The following is a 16955-nucleotide window of genomic DNA, read 5'->3' as shown; positions in this document are numbered from 1 at the left end:
GGAAACCATCATGACATCGCCAATCATTAACACGACCACAATTAGCCTGGAAGCCGCACAAGCATTGATGGCCGAAGCCCGCCGCGCGTGCGCCGCGCGAGGATTCGCCGCGACAATCGCGATTACCGATGCAGGCGGTCACCTGCGCGCGTTCGAGCGTGCGGATGCCGCCCCGTTCCTGACTGTTGACGTCGCCATCGACAAAGCATGGACCGCCGCGTCGTTCGGCATGGCCACGCACCAATGGAATCAGTACATGGCCGAGCCCGCCGTTGCCCCGCTGGCGCACCATCCGCGGCTGATGCCGGTCGGTGGCGGCGTCCCGATCTTTCACGAAGGGCGTCTGGTCGGGGGCATCGGCGTTTCTGGCGGAACATCGGCTCAAGACCACGACGCCGCTGAGGAAGCGCTGCGCCAGGCAGGGTTTAATCAGTAAGCCTGGGCCGTTGAGCGATCGCCTGGCCGTCAATCGATAAACGTTCCACAAAGGCGAAACCGTTGCTCGTGAGGGACCGGCGCGGACGGAAGCTCTGGCGGCTCGAACGGCGGCTTCGGGTCGAACAGAGAAATAGGTCGATGCGGGCAGGCCAACTATCGTGCTGCGAACGCCTGATTTATCTGGCCGGTCCGTCGCTCGCAGGCAAACAGTGGTGGTCGAAATCGATGCATGACGCAGGCTATCGCGCACCGTCGTCAGTTTGGCTCCGCGAGCGAGAGCGCGTTTCCTGGGCGTGGCGGGCCAATACGAGCTCGCGCGTCGCAACTTTTCGGCGATTACGGGATGGTTCGCGCCGATCACATGGCCAGCCAGCCGGAAAAATCGCCGCATCACATGGCGCAGGCGGGTGTTGACTCACACAATTCCGTCGCACGCGGGTCAGCTTGCCACGGCTTTTATCAAATACTCGGCTTCTTTCTGCACGACCGGCCATCCCTCGCGCAGCATCCGCACGGCTTCGTCGACCACCTCATAGCTCAGTCCGCAGTTTTCGATATCCGTGACGCCCATGTGCGCGAGGTCGGAGGGCGATGCCTCTCCAAAGGAAATTCTGAGAAACAGGGTATCCGCCATGGCGCCCGTATCATCCGTCTCGCCGCTCAGGATGTCCTCGGCCAACAGGCCTGCCATGCCGACGAGCACCATCCAATTCTCAGGTAGCTCGGCAGCGGGAAACCCATGGTTCAACGCCGTTCTGCGCATCTCCTCGGGGCAGGTGCGGGGACGGAACTGGCCAAGCCACGCCCTTTCCTCAGGATTACCACTCTCGTTTTTCCACACGACTGCGTCGCCAGCGCCGCCGAAGCGCTCGTAGAGCATTTTGTGGCCCGCTTCGTGGTATGCGGCGTTTCGGAGCTCTCTGGCAGCTATCTGCTCTTCCGTGAATTGAATCATATCGGTGGGTGTGTTTGGTCCAGATATGTCAGGTATGTGCGAAGCGGTGGGCGCAATTCCAATCGAGGTCAGGGGTGACGCGCAATCCAATCGGCGTGACGATCGCATTCTCGCGCCCAGCAAACTGTCCCACTTACGAGCCGGACGACGCTCACACCGCATGCTCCTTCACCACTGCGTCGCGATACACTCGAGCGATGAGCGTCCCCGTCCTCTCGATGTGTCGCCCGGCTGCCGCTTCCTCGATGCAATGCAGCGCATCGAGCGCGCCGTCGCCGCAGACATCGCCGTCTCGCCGCGCGAAATTGAGTTCCTCCATCATTCCGTTCCTGGCCAGTTGCGCGGAAAGCCACTCGAACGCGGTGGCTCCGTCGGTCGGTCGCATGTGGACCGGCAACGTCCTCAGCATTTCGGCATTTGCTTCGTCGAACGCGTTGACGCGCACGTATTCCTCGACGTCCGCGAGCAGCCTTGTGGCGCCTCCTGAGGCATGACCGGCGCTATTGACGGCGGCGCGCCAATCGCGAACGCACAGCGTGAGCGCCCGGACAAGGAATGCCACGTTGAAGTCCCGCCAGAAGCGCGGGTGGGGTTGATAGACGTATTCGAGCGCGAGCGAAACGGTCGCGGCCGTCAGGTCTGAGGCGCCGAACTGGCAGTCATTCATGAAAGAAACCAGTGCGTCGACGGTTCCAGCGTGGGCTTCTCGAGTTGCTTTGAGCTGCATGGGGTACGTGAAGGAGTGGGCTTGGCCCGTATAGCTGCGTAGCCAGCGCATGACGGTGCAAATATTCGCTTGCCCTTGAGTTGCTGGACCACGAAGGCCTCCCGCCGTTTTTCCCGGCCCACGTTTGCAGGCCATGCAGCCCAAGTGCAGCTTGCGCGCCAGAAATCTGTAGGCCATGAGCGGCGCGGAACCAGATGGTATTCCGCAGTGGCCCAGACTCCGGGCCACGCCGCACCCGAAACCCTCCAGGTCGACGCGCAGCGGGTAATGTCTGAGCAGGCGTCTAGAGACAGATTGAACTTCGCCGTGGCAATCCACATGGCCGGCGGATGCAAGTATCGGCCCGGTACTTAGCGAGGGGGACGCGGTCGTCGCGCGGACACGTTTGCACGCGCACCGAGCATTCGGAGCGGCGGCGATTTCCTCTGCCTTTCGTTGCGCACATTCTATATTTGTCGCAATGGGTCGCTTTGCGAGAGGAGGGGCCGTGAATCAAATCCGCATCGTCATCACCGCTTCGCGATGGGGGCTTCTGGTACTGACGCTTCAATCGGGCGTTGCGTTAAGTCAACAGTCAGTGGACCAGCAACTGGCCGGCGCATGGACATATGTCTCGGTCGACACTGTCCGCCCGGACGGAAGCCGCACACCCATGTACGGACCCAATCCGCACGGGCTCGTGATTTTTGACGGCCATGGTCACTACGCACTGGTGAATTCGCGCAGCGATCTACCCAAGTATGTATCCAACGATCGCATGAAAGGCAGTGCAGAGGAATACCGCGCCGTGGTGCAAGGTTCGATCGCCCACTTTGGTACGTACGTCGTAAACGAAGCAGACAAAACCATCACCTTTCGCATCGACACAAGCACATTTCCAAACTGGAACGGGGTTGAGCAGCGCAGGCCGTTTGTCCTCTCGGGAGACGAACTCAGGTGGACCACGCCGGCAGCCTCGGGGGGAGGAGGCTCGGGTGAGGTCGTGCTAAGGCGAGCCAAATGATCGAGTACAGGGGGAGTGCTCGGAATGACCGCCCCGGGATTGAGCGCCGCTGTCGTGGCGTGCTGGATCGATGCCGGCACGCAAGGCGATCGGGAGGCGCCGGGCGGGTTGTGGCCTTATATGCCTCGTTCTTAGGCGACCTAGAGACAGGCAGACCCTGCTGGACAAGATGCTCCGCTCGCGCCGTTCGCGCCGGCCGCGGCGGGACCTTTCAAAGAGGCTATGCGAATTCTGCGAACGGAGCGTTCGGAATACCCGGTTCGATCTCCCATCGGGCCGCCTATTGACTTGCGGGCGGGAATGTGAAGTAGCCTCCCGGGCGGGCTCAAAGCCGTTTTCGATTAGATGTGGATACGCCATGTACTGCGGGCGTACCGGGCCGGTGTTGGGTACCCGTATCCGCATCTAATCGAAAGTCGTATCCATATCTAATCGAAGATCACATGCCGGCGACCTTTGCCCGCGTTAACCCTGATTAATAAAGCTTATCGCGGTGAAAAATTCCGCATCTTATTGAACCGATATCGGCTCGCTATAGTGGCTCGCTTTCCCGCACGCACCGTTTGCGTGCGGCTGACACGCTGACGATCAGCAGGAGCCGCTTGATGACCACCGACGCCCGATTCACCGAAATCGAGGATCTGATGCCCGCCGCCGGCGGGCTGCGCGAGATCCGCCATCACATTCACCGCCACCCGGAACTCGCGTACGAGGAGCACGAAACGGCGGCGCTCGTCGCGGACAAGCTCGAGCAGTGGGGCTGGCAGGTGACGCGCGGGGTCGGCAAGACGGGTGTGGTCGGCACGCTGCGCGCGGGCGACGGCACGCGCAGCATCGGCATCCGCGCGGACATGGACGCGCTGCCGATCCTCGAGGCGACCGGCCTGCCGTATGCGAGCGGCACGCACGGCAAGATGCACGCGTGCGGCCACGACGGCCACACCACGATGCTGCTCGGTGCCGCGCAACACCTCGCGAAGACGCGCAATTTCTCCGGCACCGTGCACCTGTATTTCCAGCCGGCGGAAGAGCACGGCGTCGACAGCGGCGCGAAGAAGATGATCGACGACGGCCTGTTCGAGCGCTTTCCGTGCGATGCGGTGTTCGGCATGCACAACCATCCGGGCGCGGCGCCCGGCGTGTTCCTCACGCGGCGCGGCCCGTTCATGTCGGCCGGCGACAAGGCGATCATCTCGATCGAGGGCGTCGGCGGCCACGCGGCGCGGCCGCACCTGACGGTCGATCCGGTGGTCGTCGCGGCCAGCATCGTGATGGCGCTGCAGACGATCGTCGCGCGCAACGTCGACCCGTCGCAGCCGGCGGTCGTCACGGTCGGCTCGATGCACGCGGGCACCGCGAACAACGTGATCCCGAACGGCGCGCGTCTCGAACTCAGCGTGCGTTCGTTCAGCCCCGACGTGCGCGCGCTGCTCAAGCGCCGCATCGTCGAGCTCGCCGAGTCGCAGGCCGCGAGCTATGGCGCGACCGCGCACGTCGAGTACATCGAAGGCTATCCGGTCGTCGTCAATACGGATGCCGAAACGGATTTCGCCGCGCAGGTCGCGCGCGAACTGGTCGGCGACGCGCATGTGGTCGAGCAGGCCGACCTGCTGATGGGCAGCGAGGATTTCGCGTTCATGCTGCAGCAGCGGCCCGGCTCGTTCGTGCGGCTCGGCAACGGCGAAGGCGAGGACGGCTGCATGGTGCACAACCCGAAGTACGACTTCAACGATCGCAACCTGCCGATCGGCGCGGCGTTCTGGACGCGCCTCGTGGAGCGTTACCTCGGGCAGTAACCCCGGCGGCGGCACGCGACGAGCGGCCGGCGCTTCCGGCCGCATTGAGAGGAGAGACGAACGATGCAGAAAGACCATCTCGCGCTGCACCCCGCGTCGACGGGCGCCGCCGCAACCGATGCGCATGGCGCGCCGGCCGTCACGAAGCGCGGCGCGATCGCGGCGGCCGTGATCGGCAACTGGCTGGAGTTCTTCGATTTCACCGTGTACGGCTTTTTCGCGGTGCTGATCGGCAAGCTGTTCTTCCCGTCGAGCGATCCGACCACGTCGCTCTTGCTGTCGGTCGCGACGTTCGCCGCCGGTTTCTTCACGCGGCCGCTCGGCAGCGTCGTGCTCGGCGTCTATGCGGACCGCAAGGGCCGCAAGGCCGCGTTGAACCTGACGATCATGCTGATGGCGCTCGGCACCGGCCTGATCGCGATCGCGCCGACCTACGCGCAGGTCGGCGTGGCCGCGCCGCTGCTGGTGGTCTTCGCGCGGCTGATGCAGGGCTTCTCGCAGGGCGGCGAGTTCGGCGCGGCGACGTCCACGCTGATTGAGCAGGGCGGCACGTCGCACCGCGCGTTCCGCGCGAGCTGGCAGCTCGCGACGCAGGGCGGTGCGGCGCTGATGGGTTCGGGCTTCGCGGCGCTGCTGTCGAACACGCTGACGAAGGACGCGCTCGAGGGCTGGGGCTGGCGCCTGCCGTTCCTCGTGGGCGTGCTGATCGCGCCGGTGGGCATGTACTTGCGCCGCCGGCTCGCGGACGATGCGCCCGGCGACAACCATCACGGGATCGAACGCGGCGTGCTGCGCGAGCTGTTCTCGCAGCACACGCGCACGGTGCTGCTGCTGATGCTGACGGTGATGGGCGGCACGGTGTCGACCTACATCCTGACCTTCTACATGCCGACCTATGCGATCCATACGCTCGGGCTGCCGATGAAGCTGTCGATGTTCGTCGGCGTCGCGTCGGGCTGCGTGATGCTGGTGACGTGTCCGCTGTTCGGCTGGCTGTCGGACCGCCTCGGCAGCCGGCGCCTGCCGATCTTCGTCGGGCGCGGCGTGCTGGTGCTGCTGCTGTTCCCGGCGTTCTGGCTGATGAACCATCATCCGACGCTGTCGGTGATCCTGCCGCTGACCGCGCTGATGCTGCTGTTCTATTCGCTCGGGTCGGCATCCGAAATGGCGCTGATGTGCGAATCGCTGCCGCGCCACGTACGCGCGACGGGCATCTCGATCGCGTATGCGCTCGCGGTGACGATCTTCGGCGGCACCGCGCAGCTGATCGCGACCTGGCTGGTGAAGACGACGGGCAGCAAGCTCGCGCCGGCCGGCTACGTGGCCGCGTGCGTGGTGCTGTCGCTGATCGCGGTCGCGATGCTGCGCGAGACGGCGCGCGAGTCGATGGACTGATGCGGGATGCCGCTGTCCGAAGCGACGCGGTGCAATTTCGTTTTCGTCAAATTGACGGGGCTGTGCCGCATCCCTAAATTGAGCGATGCGGAGGGGGCTCCGCGTTCCGAGAGAAGGGCGTTGCAAGCAGAGTCTGAGGGTTGAGCGGGCGGCTTATGCCGCCCGTCTTTATATCCGCGCTATCCGCGAATGATCGTGTTGCCGATCCGGCACGCGAAGTCACCGCTCACCCGCGCCGCGCGACCAGTTCCGACACCGTCTGCGCGGCCTGCTGCAGCGGCCCGAGAAACTCCTTCACCATCTGCTTCGCGGTGTGCCGCTGCGCGTTGCCGCTGATGTTCATCGCGGCGATCACCTGCCCGCGCCGGTTGCGGATCGGCGCGGAGATCGACATCAAGCCCACTTCCAGTTCCTGGTCGACCACGGCCCAGCCTTGCTGGCGCACCTGTGCGATCGTCGCCTTCAGTTCGCCGATGTCGGTGATCGTGCGCGGCGTATGCGCGCGGATGCCGCTCTGCGCGAGCGTTTCGTCGAGCGCCGCGTCGTCGAGCGCCGCCAGCAGCACGCGGCCCATCGACGTGCAGTACGCGGGCAGGCGGCTGCCGATCGACAGGTTGATCGTCATGATCTTGCGGGTCGGCACGCGCAGCACGTAGACGATCTCGGTGCGGTCGAGCACGGCGGCCGAGCAGCTTTCGTGGATCTGCGCGGACAACTGCTCCATCACCGGATCGGCGAGATTCCAGAACGGCATCGACGTGAGATACGCGAAGCCGAGCTCGAGGATCTTCGGCGTGAGCCGGAACAGCCGGCCGTCCGCCTCGACGTAGCCGAGCGTCTGCAGCGTCAGCAGAATCCGGCGTGCGCCGGCGCGCGTGAGCCCGGTGGCCGAGGCGACCTCGGTGAGCGTCTGCTCCGGGCGCTGGGCGTCGAATGCGCGGATCACCGCGAGGCCGCGCGCGAACGACTGCACATAGGAGTCGCCCGGTTTCGTCTGGATGTCTTCGGTTGTCATGAACGGTCGGATTGTCGTGCAGCCGAGAAGATAGCGCATGGGGCCTGACACGCCAACCGCACGGCGGACCGGGCGCTTGACAGGTCGTCCCCGCACTCCCTATGATGCGTTGGACGTTCGATACACGATCTTATGTTCGTATATAGAACATTTAAGCGCATCCCGGCGGGCAAAGCAAGGGGCGCGTTTCACTCACTTCCCAGCTTGCATGAGACCGGAGACACTGATGACCGAAGCTTTTCTGTGTGATGCGATTCGTACCCCGATCGGCCGCTACGGCGGCGCGCTGTCCGGCGTGCGCGCCGACGACCTCGGCGCGGTGCCGCTCAAGGCGCTCGTCGAGCGCAACCGCGACGTCGACTGGACGGCGATCGACGACGTGATCTACGGCTGCGCGAACCAGGCCGGCGAGGACAACCGCAACGTCGCGCGCATGTCCGCGCTGCTCGCGGGTTTGCCGGAAGGCGTGCCGGGTTCGACGATCAACCGCCTGTGCGGTTCCGGGATGGACGCGGTCGGCGTGGCCGCGCGCGCGATCAAGTCGGGCGAGGCCGCGCTGATGGTGGCCGGCGGCGTCGAAAGCATGACGCGCGCGCCGTTCGTGATGGGCAAGGCCGCCAGCGCGTTCGCGCGCCAGGCCGACATCTACGACACGACGATCGGCTGGCGCTTCGTCAATCCGCTGATGAAACAGCTGCATGGCGTCGATTCGATGCCGGAGACGGCCGAGAACGTCGCGGTCGACTACAACGTCAGCCGCGCCGATCAGGACCTGTTCGCGCTGCGCAGCCAGCAGAAGGCCGCGCGTGCGCAGCAGGACGGCACGCTCGCCGAGGAAATCGTGCCGGTCACGATTCCGCAGAAGAAGGGCGATCCGGTCGTCTTTGCGCGTGACGAGCATCCGCGCGAAACGTCGCTCGAGACGCTCGCGAAGCTGAAGGGCGTCGTGCGCCCGGACGGCTCGGTGACGGCCGGCAACGCGTCGGGCGTCAACGACGGCGCCGCCGCGCTGCTGCTCGCGAACGCGGAAGCCGCGAAGCGCTTCGGCCTGACGCCGCGTGCGCGCGTGCTCGGCATCGCGACGGCCGGCGTCGCGCCGCGCGTGATGGGCATCGGCCCGGCGCCGGCCACGCAGAAGCTGCTCGCGCGGCTCGGGATGACGATCGACCAGTTCGACGTGATCGAGCTGAACGAGGCATTCGCGTCGCAGGGTCTCGCGGTGCTGCGCATGCTCGGCGTCGCCGACGACGATCCGCGCGTGAACCCGAACGGCGGCGCGATCGCGCTCGGCCATCCGCTCGGCGCGTCGGGTGCGCGTCTCGTGACGACCGCGATGTACCAGCTGCATCGCACCAACGGCCGCTTCGCACTGTGCACGATGTGCATCGGCGTCGGCCAGGGTATCGCGATCGCGATCGAACGCGTCTGATCGCGCGATGCGGCGAAGCGCGCAGGCGCTGCTTCGCCGTGTTCCCTTTCCCGACTCATCCAGCGAAGTGGCCGGCACGCGTTCGTCGTGCCGGCCACTTCGTCATTCAGCCGGCGAATACTGCGCGATGCGTGCCGCGAGCGCGTCGATCTCGGTGTCCGCGAACACCTCGATGCCATGCTGGCGCAGCAACGCCGCCGTCACACCGGCGCCGGCATGCCGCCGGCCCGCAAAACTCCCGTCGTAAATGAAGCTGCTTCCGCACGACGGACTTCCGTCCGCCAGGATCGCGAAGCGGCAGTCGTGCGCGCGTGCCAGCGCGAGCGCGGCGTGCGCGCCGTCGACGAACGGGGCCGTCACGTCGGTGCCGTGCACGTCGACGATGCGCGCGGCACCCGACAGCACGCGTTGCCCCGATTCGCCTGCCGCGATCTCGGCGGGCGGACGCGGCACGCTCAATCCCCCTGCCAGTTCCGGACACACGGGCACCAGGCGCCCTTCGCGCTGCCACCGTACGAGCGTTTCATGCGCGGCGGTTTTCGCCGAGCCGTTGTAACGGACGGGGTGGCCGAGCACGCACATGCTGACGAGGATCTTCGGCGTGACCGGCGGCTGCGGCGTGTTCTGCAATGTCGTTCTCCGTGCGGGCGGTGTCGGGCGCGCGGAAATGTTGCGCGCGGGTGGCGTTCGCGCGCGTCAGGCCGTCGGCGCTTCCAGGTGGATGTCCTCCGGCTCGAGCGCGTACAACGCCGGGTCGGGCGATGCGCTGACGGTGAAGCCGAGGCGCAGGTAGAAGTCGATCGTGCGCTGCGACGGCGTCGCGGACACGTAGAGCCATGCGGCGCCCATCGTCCGTGCCTGCGCGCGGGCCGCGCGATAGAGATGCTCGCCGAGCCCGCAACCGCGCCAGTCCTGGCTCACGTGCAGGAACTTCAGCTGCAGCATGTCGCGTCGCGGGCCGAGCGGATCGGCGTCCACGATGACCGCCGCGACCAGCCGCGCGCCGTCGAACATGCCGAGACACCAGCCGCCGCGATCGTGGCAGTCGAGCAGGATCGGCGTGTAGTGCTCGGCTTCGCCGTCGGGCCAGCCGCGCACGTCGTAGAAGTCGGGGACGAGCTGCAGTTCGCCGTCGCGCAGCGCGTACAGATGATGAATGCTCTCGCGCCGGTCGATGGTCCAGACGAGCGGCAGTTCGTCGCGGGTGAGCAGGCGTGCCGAGAGTGCGTCGCGTTCGGTGGCGGTGCGGCGTGTCATGCGGTGGTCCGGTGTGCAGCGCGTTGCGTGTGGTTGGGTGGGTGCGGCCGCGTGCCTGCTGCGGCGCCGCGCATGTCGTGCATGTCGTGCGTTTGCGGAATGCGCATCGTGTCGCGATCGCGGAAAAGCGCGGCCTGATCGTGTCTATCGCCGTCATGCGCAGGCCGTGCCGTATTCCGGGGCGGCCGATTCAATTGCAGCCGGGATTTTTTCATCGAGTTCAAATGCCGGTCGAATGGAGCAGACCAGGCAGAGTCGTTTCGCTGCGCGCAACGGCTGCGTAGATTGGCTCGTTGCAAGGGGTTATTCCATAAAGCATCGGTTCACTTTCGCAAAGCGTCGGATGTGATTATCGCCGGATGACTTGATCGAAATCATGCCGATGACCGAATTCGATCTCTCACGCGCGTCCGGATTAAGGTTTTTCCGGAGCTTGCCGACAGTAAGGACGAGACCGTCGTAAAGCGATAAACCGTTTTTCGGCTACTGAGCGTGATTTTCGCGCTGCGCGGATCCTGCAGCCGGATCCGCCTTTCGGAGCCCTGCATGCGCAACAACCAGCCTGTCACCCAACAAGAATTCGAATTTCCCGACGACGTCACGCTGATGTCGACCACCGATGCGGACAGCATCATCACATACGCGAATACGACGTTCGCGCACGTGAGCGGCTTCTCGACCGACGAACTCGTCGGCGAGCCGCACAACGTCGTGCGGCACCCGGACATGCCGAAAGAGGCGTTCGCCGACATGTGGGCAACGCTGAAGAACGGCGAACCGTGGACCGCGCTCGTGAAGAACCGCCGCAGGAACGGCGATCACTACTGGGTGCGCGCGAACGCGGTGCCGGTGATGCGCGACGGGCAGCCGACGGGCTACATGTCGGTGCGCACCAGCGCGCCGCGCGACGAGATCGCGGCGGCCGACGCGCTGTACCGCGCGTTCCGCGAAGGCAAGGCCGGCCAGCGCCGTTTCCACAAGGGATTGGTCATCCGAACCGGGCTGCTGCGCATCGCGTCGCTGCCGCAGACGATGTCGGTGCGCGCGCGCGTTCATTCGGCGCTGTGCGTGCTGGCGCCGCCGTCGTCGGCGCCGGGTGGGCGTGCGGCTGACCGGCGGCGGGCTCGCGGCGTTTGCCGGTGCGGCGGTCGGCGTGGCGGTGGCGGCCGGCCTGTGGCTCGACGCGCAGATCGTGCGTCCGCTGAAGCGGCTGCACGACCAGGCGCTGAATGTCGCGACCGGCGCAAGCCGCCGCGGCGTGCGGATGAACCGCGTCGACGAGATCGGCATGACGCTGCGCACGATCAACCAGCTCGGGCTGATGTTCCGCTGGCTCGTCGACGACGTCAGCGAGCAGGTGCACAACGTGCAACGCGCGAGCAACGAGATCGCGCAAGGCAACAACGACCTGAGTGCGCGCACCGAACAGGCCGCGTCGAGCGTGCAGGAGACCGCCGCGTCGATGGCCGAGATGACGGCCACCGTCGACAGCAATGCGGAGACCGCACTGCAAGCGAACCGGCTCGCCGTGTCCGCGAGCGAGGCGGCCGAGCGCGGCGGGCAGGCGGTGAGCGAAGTCGTCACGACGATGAACGACATTACCGACAGCTCGCGCAAGATCGCCGACATCATCGGCGTGATCGACGGCATCGCGTTCCAGACCAACATCCTTGCGCTGAATGCGGCGGTCGAGGCGGCGCGCGCGGGCGAACAGGGGCGCGGCTTCGCGGTGGTCGCCGGCGAGGTACGGGCGCTCGCGCAGCGCAGCGCGAACGCGGCGAAGGAAATCAAGACACTGATCGGCGCGAGCGTCGAGCGGGTCGAGTCGGGGGCGCGGCGGGTCGACGATGCAGGCAGGACGATGGAGGACATCGTCACGCAGGTGAAGCGCGTGTCGGACCTGATCGCGGAAATCAGCTCGTTCGACGGCCGAGCAGAGCACCGGGGTCGCGCAGGTCGATCAGGCGGTCGTGCATCTGGACAACATCACGCAGCAGAACGCGGCGCTGGTCGAGCAGAGCGCGGCGGCGTCGGAAAGCCTGAAGCAGCAGGCGACGCGGCTCGTGGACGCGGTGAACGTGTTTCGGTGATCGTCGGGCGCGCGTGCCAGCGCGCTCCCGCCACTGCGAGGCAACGCGAAGCAAATCAGGGCAAGGCGGCGAAATCCCCGATTTTCGTTTCGATTTACATGAATTAAACGAGAGAGATTCGCATTCTCGATTCCGGATCGACTCGTGAATCCCGTCGGAACAAGCGCCGGGATAGTCAGATGATTGATGGCGCAAGTATTTGATAAAGCTGGATTTTATTTACATATAAACAAAATGTTCGGCTGAATCAAGATGATGCGAAATTCATGCATATTTACCCGAAGCCGGCATAATGTTTTCGCCGGATTTGCCGAAAGCGCAGGAGTCTGATCGAACGCATGCGGGACGACCGCGATGCGGACGGTCTCGGTTCAATCCACAAGCGGACGCAAAGATCCGCAACCCGGGAACTCCAACACCATGCGCAATAACCAGCCTGTCACGCAACGCGAATTCGATTTTCCCGACGGCGCGACGCTGATGTCGACCACCGACGCGGACAGTTACATCAAGTACGCGAATGCCGCGTTCATTCAGGTCAGCGGATTTTCCCCCGAGGAGATCGAAGGTCAGCCGCACAACGTCGTGCGGCACCCGGACATGCCGAAGGAGGCGTTCGCCGACATGTGGGCGACGCTGAAGAACGGCGAACCGTGGACCGCGCTCGTGAAGAACCGTCGCAAGAACGGCGATCATTACTGGGTCCGTTCGAATACGGTGCCGGTGATGCGCAACGGGCAGCCGACGGGTTACATGTCGGTGCGCACCAAGGCGTCGCGCGACGAGATCGCGGCGGCCGACGCGCTGTACCGCGCGTTCCGCGAAGGCAAGGCCGGCAATCGCCGTTTCCACAAGGGGCTGATCGTCCGTACCGGGCTGATGCGTGTCGCGTCGCTGTTCCAGACGATGTCGGTGCGCGCGCGCGTTCATTCGACCCTGTGCGTGCTGGCGCCGGCCGTCGTCGGCGCGGGGTGGGCGTGCGGGCTGACCGGCGGCGGGCTCGCGGCGTTTGCCGGTGCGGCGGTCGGTGTAGCGGTGGCGGCCGGACTGTGGCTCGACGCGCAGATCGTGCGTCCGCTGATTCAGTTGCGCGACCAGGCGTTGCGCGTCGCGACCGGCGAGAGCCGCACCGGCGTGGCGATGAACCGCGTCGACGAGATCGGCATGACGCCGCGCACGATCAACCAGCTCGGGCTGATTTCCGCTGGCTCGTCGACGACGTCAGCGAGCAGGTGCACAACGTACAACGCGCGAGCAACGAGATCGCGCAAGGCAACAACGACCTGAGCGCGCGCACCGAACAGGCGTCGACCAGCGTGCAGCAGACGGCTGCGTCGATGGCCGAGATGACGGCCACCGTATCGAGCAACGCGGAGACGGCGCTGCAGGCGAACCAGTTGTCGGTTTCGGCGAGCGAGGCGGCCGAGCGCGGCGGACGGGCGGTGAGCGAAGTCGTCACGACGATGAGCGACATCACGGCGAGTTCGCACAAGATTTCCGACATCATCGGCGTGATCGACGGCATCGCGTTCCAGACCAACATCCTTGCGCTGAATGCGGCGGTCGAGGCGGCGCGCGCGGGCGATCAGGGACGCGGCTTCGCGGTGGTCGCCGGCGAGGTGCGGGCGCTCGCGCAGCGCAGCGCGAACGCGGCGAAGGAAATCAAGACACTGATCGGCGCGAGTGTCGAGCGGGTCGAGTCGGGCGCACGGATCGTCGACGGCGCGGGCAAGACGATGGAGGACATCGTCACGCAGGTGAAGCGCGTGTCGGACCTGATCGCGGAGATCAGCTCGTCGACGGCCGAGCAGAGCACCGGGGTTGCGCAGGTCGACCAGGCGGTCGTGCATCTGGACAACATCACGCAGCAGAACGCGGCGCTGGTCGAGCAGAGCGCGGCGGCGTCGGAAAGCCTGAAGCAGCAGGCGACGCGGCTTGTGGATGCGGTGAACGTGTTTCGTTGAAGGCGGGCAAGGCAGGTGACGCGGGCACGGCGGAGACGCGCGGCCCGCGCGTCACCTCCACGGGGGGGCGCAGATCAAATCAGCGCCGGTTGCAACGGCGCACGGTGCTCGCGAACCGTGACGATCCGGTATTCGTTGCGAAGCCCGTCGTCGGTGACGATCTGCGTCTGACGCAGATCGACGACCAGCACGTCGCCCTTTCCGAAGCGCTCGCCGGCATCGATCTTCGCGATGAACCGTTCGTCGTCCAGCGACGCATAGAACGCGGACGTGCCGTCGTGCACGCGCCATTTGTTGCCGTCCTTGAACACGACGGATTCGAGCTTCAACATCTTGAGTGCGATCGTGTCGGTGACGATTTCGCCGGGATCGTCGCTGCTCGCGAACGTACCGAGTTCGTCGCGTTCGATCGAGAGTTCGACGATGTCGTCGCGGACGATGCCGAAGCTGTCGATGCCGTCATGTTCGAGCGGCGAGAGCATTTTCTGCAGGTTGACGCGAACGGCCCGGTTCCGATACAGCCGGACGATGGGTTCATCGACGACGAAGCATTCCTGCTCCGACATCCAGATCCTGACATGCGCTCCGTCCGGCTCGGTGCGATGCGGTTTGCGCCCGCGCAGCGTGCGAATGAGGCCGATCAGCCCGCCGCCACCGATGATCCCCAATGCGGCGAGGATTGCCGGTGCGTTGCTGAACGCATTGGCGTTCGGCCCGGCGAACAGGTCGCGGATCTGGCTCGCGAGCGACTGGACGAAGATCAGCTCTGCATGGAACGAGCCGGCCTTGAAGCCGCCCCTGACCTCGAGACGAACCTCGGAGTGGTCGCCATTGAGTTCCTTGTTGGCGGACGAGAACAGGTCGGCGATCGCGAGCAGCACCGGTGCGAGGTCACGCACGTCCATCCGGTGCTCGCCGAGCGCGGGCCCGTCGTAGACGACGTTGAACGGCTGGTGATTGCTCGGCCCGCTGCGCTTTTCCTCGGGCGGGCACGTACGACGATCGGCTGATCCGACGCTCATGTGCGGGCTCCCTTCGTGCGGGGCGCGATGCCGGGACGGGTGCGAGGAAGCGCGACGAGGGCGCGGTGCGCGGGGGATACGCAGGTCGGGCGGATGGAGGAACTGTTCATGCGCAGGCAAACCGGATCGAGGTGGAACGCTCAATCTAGCGGCTGGCAGCGGAACGAGAAATGAGACTTGAACGAAATTGCCGAACGGCATGACGTTTGGCCGATGCGGCATCGACGTCGCGCACGGAACGCGTGCCGACATCGCGCACGGCAAGGTGACGCGGGCACGGCGGAGAGGAGGTACCGGCCCGCGTCGTGACCGCCCGGTTCCGGCCGGGCGGTCAGGGCCTGTCGCCGAAGCGCCAGGCCCCGAACCGTCAGACGGCGAGGCAGAGGTACTTGATCACGACGTAGTCGTCGATGCCGTAGTGCGAGCCTTCACGGCCGAGGCCCGACTGCTTGACGCCGCCGAACGGCGCGACTTCGTTCGAGATCAGGCCCGTGTTCACGCCGACCATCCCGTACTCGAGCGCTTCGGCGACCTTCCACACGCGGCCGATGTCGCGGCTGTAGAAGTACGCGGCGAGACCGAACTCGGTGTCGTTCGCGAGGCGGATCACCTCGTCGTCGCTGCCGAACTTGAACAGCGGCGCGAGCGGCCCGAACGTCTCTTCCTTCGCGACCTTCATCGCCGGCGTGACGCCCGTCAGCACGGTCGGCTCGAAGAAGCCGTGGCCGAGCGCGTGGCGCTTGCCGCCCGTCACGACGGTCGCGCCCTTCGCGAGCGCGTCCTCGATGTGCGCCTCGACCTTCAGCACGGCCGCTTCGTTGATCAGCGGACCTTGCGTGACGCCCGGCTCCGTGCCGCGGCCGACCTTCAGCTGGCCGACCGCCGCCGCGAGCTTCTGCGCGAACTGGTCGTACACGGCTTCGTGCACGTAGAAGCGGTTCGTGCACACGCACGTCTGGCCGCTGTTGCGGTACTTCGATGCGATCGCGCCCTGCACGGCGGCATCGAGATCGGCGTCGTCGAACACGATGAACGGTGCGTTGCCGCCGAGTTCCAGCGACACCTTCTTGACCGTCGCCGCGCATTGCGACATCAGCAGGCGGCCGACCGGCGTCGAGCCGGTGAACGACAGCTTGCGCACGATCGGGTTCGACGTCAGCTCGCCGCCGATCGCCTTCGGGTCGCCGGTGACGACGCTGAACACGCCGGCCGGCACGCCCGCGCGTTCGGCCAGCACGGCCATCGCGAGGGCCGAGAACGGCGTCGCTTCAGCCGGCTTCACGACGATCGGGCAGCCTGCCGCGAGCGCCGGGCCGACCTTGCGGGTGATCATCGCCGCCGGGAAATTCCACGGCGTGATCGCCGCGCACACGCCGATCGCTTCCTTCGTCACGACGATGCGCTTGTCGCTCGCCGGCGTCGGGATCGTGTCGCCGTACACGCGCTTGCCTTCCTCCGCGAACCACTCGAGGAACGACGCCGCGTAGCCGATCTCGCCCTTCGCCTCGGCGAGCGACTTGCCCTGCTCGGTGGTCAGGATCAGCGCGAGGTCGTCGGCGTTTTCCATCATCAGGTCGTGCCACTTGCGCAGGATCGCCGCGCGCTCCTTCGCGGTCTTCTTGCGCCATGCCGGCCATGCGGCGTTCGCGGCCTCGATTGCGTGGCGCGTCTCGGCCGTGCCCATCGCCGGCACGGTGCCGAGCAGGCCGCCGGTTGCCGGGTTGCGGACCTCGAACGACTCGCCGTTCGCCGCGCCTTGCCATTCGCCGTTGACATACGCCTGCTGGCGGAACAGCGACGGATCTTTCAGTGCCAGGGTTTCCTGAACGGTGCTCATATGAATCGCCTGCCTTGAAAATGACGG

12 protein-coding genes and 2 pseudogenes are annotated in these 16955 nt (G+C 65.8%); 7 read left to right on the top strand and 7 right to left on the bottom strand.

Annotated elements, in window-relative coordinates:
• Positions 1 to 10: 10 nt before the first annotated feature.
• Positions 11 to 436 carry a GlcG/HbpS family heme-binding protein gene (locus tag PL79_RS00350; protein ID WP_044845781.1) on the top strand — a complete coding sequence of 142 codons (426 nt, stop codon included), beginning with the start codon at positions 11 to 13 and terminating at the stop codon, positions 434 to 436.
• 441 nt (positions 437 to 877) lie between these two features.
• On the opposite strand, the gene PL79_RS00345 is transcribed toward PL79_RS00350, so the two are convergent.
• Together PL79_RS00345 and PL79_RS00340 are read right to left on the bottom strand one after the other, a co-directional pair.
• Positions 878 to 1393, bottom strand: coding sequence for a hypothetical protein (locus tag PL79_RS00345; RefSeq protein ID WP_044845780.1), 516 nt, complete (start codon positions 1391 to 1393; stop codon positions 878 to 880).
• A gap of 151 nt (positions 1394 to 1544) precedes the next feature.
• Positions 1545 to 2297: a hypothetical protein gene (locus tag PL79_RS00340; RefSeq protein WP_235879166.1), complete on the bottom strand. Its 753-nt coding sequence runs from the start codon at positions 2295 to 2297 to the stop codon at positions 1545 to 1547.
• A 310-nt stretch (positions 2298 to 2607) separates the two neighbouring features.
• On the opposite strand from PL79_RS00340, the gene PL79_RS00335 reads away from it, so the two are divergent.
• The 3 genes from PL79_RS00335 to PL79_RS00325 all read left to right on the top strand — a co-directional run bounded on the left by PL79_RS00335 (position 2608) and on the right by PL79_RS00325 (position 6314).
• Positions 2608 to 3123, top strand: coding sequence for a lipocalin-like domain-containing protein (locus PL79_RS00335; protein WP_082088575.1), 516 nt, complete (start codon positions 2608 to 2610; stop codon positions 3121 to 3123).
• A 605-nt stretch (positions 3124 to 3728) separates the two neighbouring features.
• Complete coding sequence (locus tag PL79_RS00330; RefSeq protein WP_044845779.1) at positions 3729 to 4919, top strand: M20 aminoacylase family protein; 1191 nt, start codon at positions 3729 to 3731, stop codon at positions 4917 to 4919.
• 63 nt (positions 4920 to 4982) lie between these two features.
• Positions 4983 to 6314: an MFS transporter gene (locus PL79_RS00325; RefSeq protein WP_044845778.1), complete on the top strand. Its 1332-nt coding sequence runs from the start codon at positions 4983 to 4985 to the stop codon at positions 6312 to 6314.
• Positions 6315 to 6540: 226 nt separating this feature from the next.
• Here PL79_RS00325 and PL79_RS00320 read toward each other — a convergent pair whose 3' ends face one another.
• Positions 6541 to 7329, bottom strand: coding sequence for an IclR family transcriptional regulator (locus PL79_RS00320; RefSeq protein ID WP_044845777.1), 789 nt, complete (start codon positions 7327 to 7329; stop codon positions 6541 to 6543).
• A gap of 226 nt (positions 7330 to 7555) precedes the next feature.
• On the opposite strand from PL79_RS00320, the gene pcaF reads away from it, so the two are divergent.
• Entirely contained in the window at positions 7556 to 8758 is a 1203-nt protein-coding gene (gene pcaF, locus PL79_RS00315; protein ID WP_044845776.1) for a 3-oxoadipyl-CoA thiolase, read from the top strand.
• 102 nt (positions 8759 to 8860) lie between these two features.
• On the opposite strand, the gene PL79_RS00310 is transcribed toward pcaF, so the two are convergent.
• Together PL79_RS00310 and PL79_RS00305 are read right to left on the bottom strand one after the other, a co-directional pair.
• Positions 8861 to 9340, bottom strand: coding sequence for a DUF523 domain-containing protein (locus tag PL79_RS00310; RefSeq protein WP_442861520.1), 480 nt, complete (start codon positions 9338 to 9340; stop codon positions 8861 to 8863).
• 114 nt (positions 9341 to 9454) lie between these two features.
• Entirely contained in the window at positions 9455 to 10015 is a 561-nt protein-coding gene (locus PL79_RS00305) for a GNAT family N-acetyltransferase (protein ID WP_044845774.1), read from the bottom strand.
• A gap of 546 nt (positions 10016 to 10561) precedes the next feature.
• Between PL79_RS00305 and PL79_RS00300 the strand changes: the two are divergent.
• Together PL79_RS00300 and PL79_RS00295 are read left to right on the top strand one after the other, a co-directional pair.
• Positions 10562 to 12105: pseudogene (locus PL79_RS00300) on the top strand (methyl-accepting chemotaxis protein).
• A 420-nt stretch (positions 12106 to 12525) separates the two neighbouring features.
• Positions 12526 to 14069, top strand: a pseudogene (locus PL79_RS00295) (methyl-accepting chemotaxis protein).
• 74 nt (positions 14070 to 14143) lie between these two features.
• Here PL79_RS00295 and PL79_RS00290 read toward each other — a convergent pair.
• A complete protein-coding gene (locus PL79_RS00290; protein ID WP_235879165.1) occupies positions 14144 to 15292 on the bottom strand; it encodes a hypothetical protein in 1149 nt (382 codons plus the stop codon).
• Positions 15293 to 15458: 166 nt separating this feature from the next.
• Positions 15459 to 16928 (bottom strand): NADP-dependent succinate-semialdehyde dehydrogenase, encoded by a 1470-nt coding sequence (gene gabD / locus PL79_RS00285; protein WP_044845770.1) that lies wholly within the window; start codon positions 16926 to 16928, stop codon positions 15459 to 15461.
• Between the last annotated feature and the right edge of the window lie 27 nt (positions 16929 to 16955).

This window comes from Burkholderia sp. USMB20 (assembly GCF_000949135.2).
In the GTDB taxonomy this organism is placed as follows: Bacteria; Pseudomonadota; Gammaproteobacteria; order Burkholderiales; family Burkholderiaceae; genus Burkholderia.
Note: the sequence above shows the minus strand (reverse complement) of the source record. Positions and strands in the feature narration are given on the sequence as shown.